Raw genomic sequence first — 2958 nt, forward strand, 5'->3', positions numbered from 1 at the left:
GGCGCACGGGCCAGGTGGTCAGGCGCACGTGCTCGTCGTCCAGGCTCTGGCCGGTGCGCAGGGAGAAGACGTTCTTGAGCATGGGTGAGGCGACGGTGGGCTCGCCCGCGCGGTCGCCGACGATGCCGCGTGCGATGACGGCGGCTCCGGTGTAGGGGTCGATGTTGTCGACGGCGTACAGGTGCTGGTCGCGGGTGCGGAACACGGCGACCTGGCGGCCGTCGGGGAGCAGCACGGCCACCCCGTCCTCCACGCGCAGGCCCGCCGGGGCGCAGGCGTCGATCCAGGTGGTGGGCTGGGCTCGGGTGGTGACGGTCATCGGGTGGCCTCCTGGGGTCGGCGGGCGGGCATGCCCAGGCTGACGGGAGCGGTGGGGACCGGCTGGTCGCGGGTGGTGGTGAAGCTGATGGTGGGGTCGGGGGTGTCGGGGGCGTTGGCGAAGGAGACGAAGCGCGCGAGCTTGTCGGGGTCGGCCAGGACCGCGGCCCACTCGTCGCCGTAGGAGTCCACGTGGCGGGCCATGGCCTCCTCCAGTTCGGCGGCGATGCCCAGGGAGTCCTGGACGACGACGTCGCGCAGGTGGTCCAGGCCGCCGTCCAGGGACTCGATCCAGGGGGCGGTGCGCTGGAGGCGGTCGGCGGTGCGCACGTAGAACATCAGGAACCGGTCGACGTAGCGGATGAGGGTGTCCTCGTCCAGGTCCGAGGCCAGGAGTTCGGCGTGGCGGGGGGTGAAGCCGCCGTTGCCGCCCACGTACAGGTTCCAGCCCTTGTCGGTGGCGATGACGCCGAAGTCCTTGCCGCGGGCCTCGGCGCACTCGCGGGCGCATCCGGAGACGGCGGCCTTGAGCTTGTGGGGTGAGCGCAGGCCCCGGTAGCGCTCCTCCAGGCGGATGGCCAGGCCCACCGAGTCCTGGACGCCGAAGCGGCACCAGGTGGTGCCCACGCACGACTTGACGGTGCGCAGGGACTTGCCGTAGGCGTGTCCGGACTCGAATCCGGCGTCGACCAGCCGTTTCCAGATGACGGGCAGCTGTTCGAGGCGGGCGCCGAACAGGTCGATGCGCTGGCCGCCGGTGATCTTGGTGTAGAGGTTGAAGTCGCGTGCGACCTCGCCGATGACGATGAGCTTGTCGGGGGTGATCTCGCCGCCGGGGATGCGGGGCACGACCGAGTAGGTGCCGTTGCGCTGCATGTTGGCCAGGTAGCGGTCGTTGGTGTCCTGCAGGGTGGCCTGTTCGCCCTCCAGGATGTGCCCGTTGCCCAGGGAGGCCAGGATGGAGGCCACCGTGGGCTTGCACACGTCGCAGCCGTGTCCGGTGCCGTGGGCGGCGATGAGCCCGGAGAAGGTGGTGGTGCCGGTGGCGCGCACGATCTCGACCAGTTCGGCGCGCGACTGGGGGAAGTGCTCGCACAGGGCCTTGGACTGCTCGATGCCCGCCTGGGCGAGGATCTGCTTGAGCATGGGCACGCACGAGCCGCAGCTGGTGCCCGCCCTGGTGCAGGCCTTGAGCGCGGGCACGTCGTGGTTGCCGCAGGAGATGGCCTCGGTCAGTTCGCCCTTGGTGACGGCGTTGCACGAGCAGATCTGGGCGGTGTCGGGCAGGGCGTCGGCGCCCAGGGTGGCGCCCTCGGGGGTGATCAGCGACAGGGGGTCGCCGGGCAGGGGGGAGCCGACCAGGGGGCGCAGGGTGGCGTAGGCCGAGGCGTCGCCGACCAGGACGCCGCCGAGCAGCGTGGTGGCGTCGTCGGAGACCACGAGCTTGGCGTAGCGGCCGCTGGCGGCGTCGTTGACGACCACGTCCAGGGCGCCGGGGGTGCGGCCGTGGGCGTCGCCGAAGCTGGCCACGTCCACGCCCATGAGCTTGAGTTTGGTGGAGGTGTCGGCGCCGGTGAAGGTGGCCCGGCCGCCCACGAGCCGGTCGGCGACGACCTCGGCCATGGCGTTGCCGGGTGCGATGAGGCCGTACACGGTGCCGCGGTGGTTGGCGGCCTCTCCCACGGCGTGGATGTGGGCGTCGCTGGTGGTGCAGGTGTCGTCGACGACGATGCCGCCGCGCTCGCCCACCTCCAGCCCGATCGCGCGGGCGAGGTCGTCGCGGGGGCGGATGCCCACGGAGAACACGACCAGGTCGGCGTCCAGGGAGCCCTCGCCCAGTCTCAGGCGGGCCACGCGGCCGTCGGGGCCGGCCTCCACGGCGGTGGAGGCCGAGCCGGTGTGGACCCGCACGCCCAGGTCGGTGATCAGGGTGCGCAGCAGGCCTCCGGCGCCCTCGTCGATCTGCGCGGGCATCAGGTGGGGGGCGAGTTCGACCACGTGCGCCCGCACGCCCAGCAGGCGCAGGGCGTTGGCGGCCTCCAGCCCCAGCAGGCCGCCGCCCACGACCACGCCGGTGCGCGCGCCGCGCGCGGAGGCGGTGATGGCGTCCAGGTCCTCGATGGTGCGGTAGACGTGGCAGCCGGGCAGGTCGTGGCCGGGCACGGGGGGCACGAAGGGCGTGGAGCCGGTGGCCAGGACGAGCCGGTCGTAGGGCAGGACGCGTCCGCTCGCGGTGGTGACGGTGCGGCTGGCGCGGTCGATGCCCACGGCGCGTTCGTTGACGTGCACGTCCACGTGGGGGCCGCTCAGGTCGCCCAGGGACAGGTCCTGGGCGCTGGCGCCGTCGAAGTAGGAGGACAGGGCCACCCGGTCGTAGGCGGTGCGGGGCTCCTCGCCCACGACGGTGATGTGCCAGTGTCCGGCGGTGTCGCGGTCGCGCAGGGCCTCGACGAGGCGGTGGCCGACCATGCCGTTGCCGATGACGACGAGTTCTTCCATGGGCTCCTCCTGCTGCGGGGTCGGACAGGTTTCAGGCAACCTCCCGGGTGTTTCCCGACGGTCAGCCGTATGTGTCGCGCTTGTTTCGATGTGCTGCCACCGCAGGTGGCGGGTGCGTGATGCGGGGTGAAGCGCCAGGGT

Annotated in this window: 2 protein-coding genes; both read right to left on the minus strand. The window is 72.4% G+C overall.

Translation table 11 applies throughout. The annotated features are described in order from the left end of the window. Nucleotides 1–319 (minus strand): nitrite reductase small subunit NirD (gene nirD / locus DQW06_RS14420; protein ID WP_117198643.1); only part of this gene is annotated, 319 nt, incomplete at its 3' end. Beyond that, entirely contained in the window at nucleotides 316–2817 is a 2502-nt protein-coding gene (gene nirB, locus DQW06_RS14425) for a nitrite reductase large subunit NirB (RefSeq protein ID WP_117198645.1), read from the minus strand. The genes nirB and nirD, both read right to left, overlap by 4 nt. Between the last annotated feature and the right edge of the window lie 141 nt (nucleotides 2818–2958).

Origin of the sequence: Nocardiopsis sp. TNDT3 (assembly GCF_003427465.1) — a bacterium.
GTDB classification, from domain to species: Bacteria; Actinomycetota; Actinomycetes; order Streptosporangiales; family Streptosporangiaceae; genus Nocardiopsis; species Nocardiopsis dassonvillei.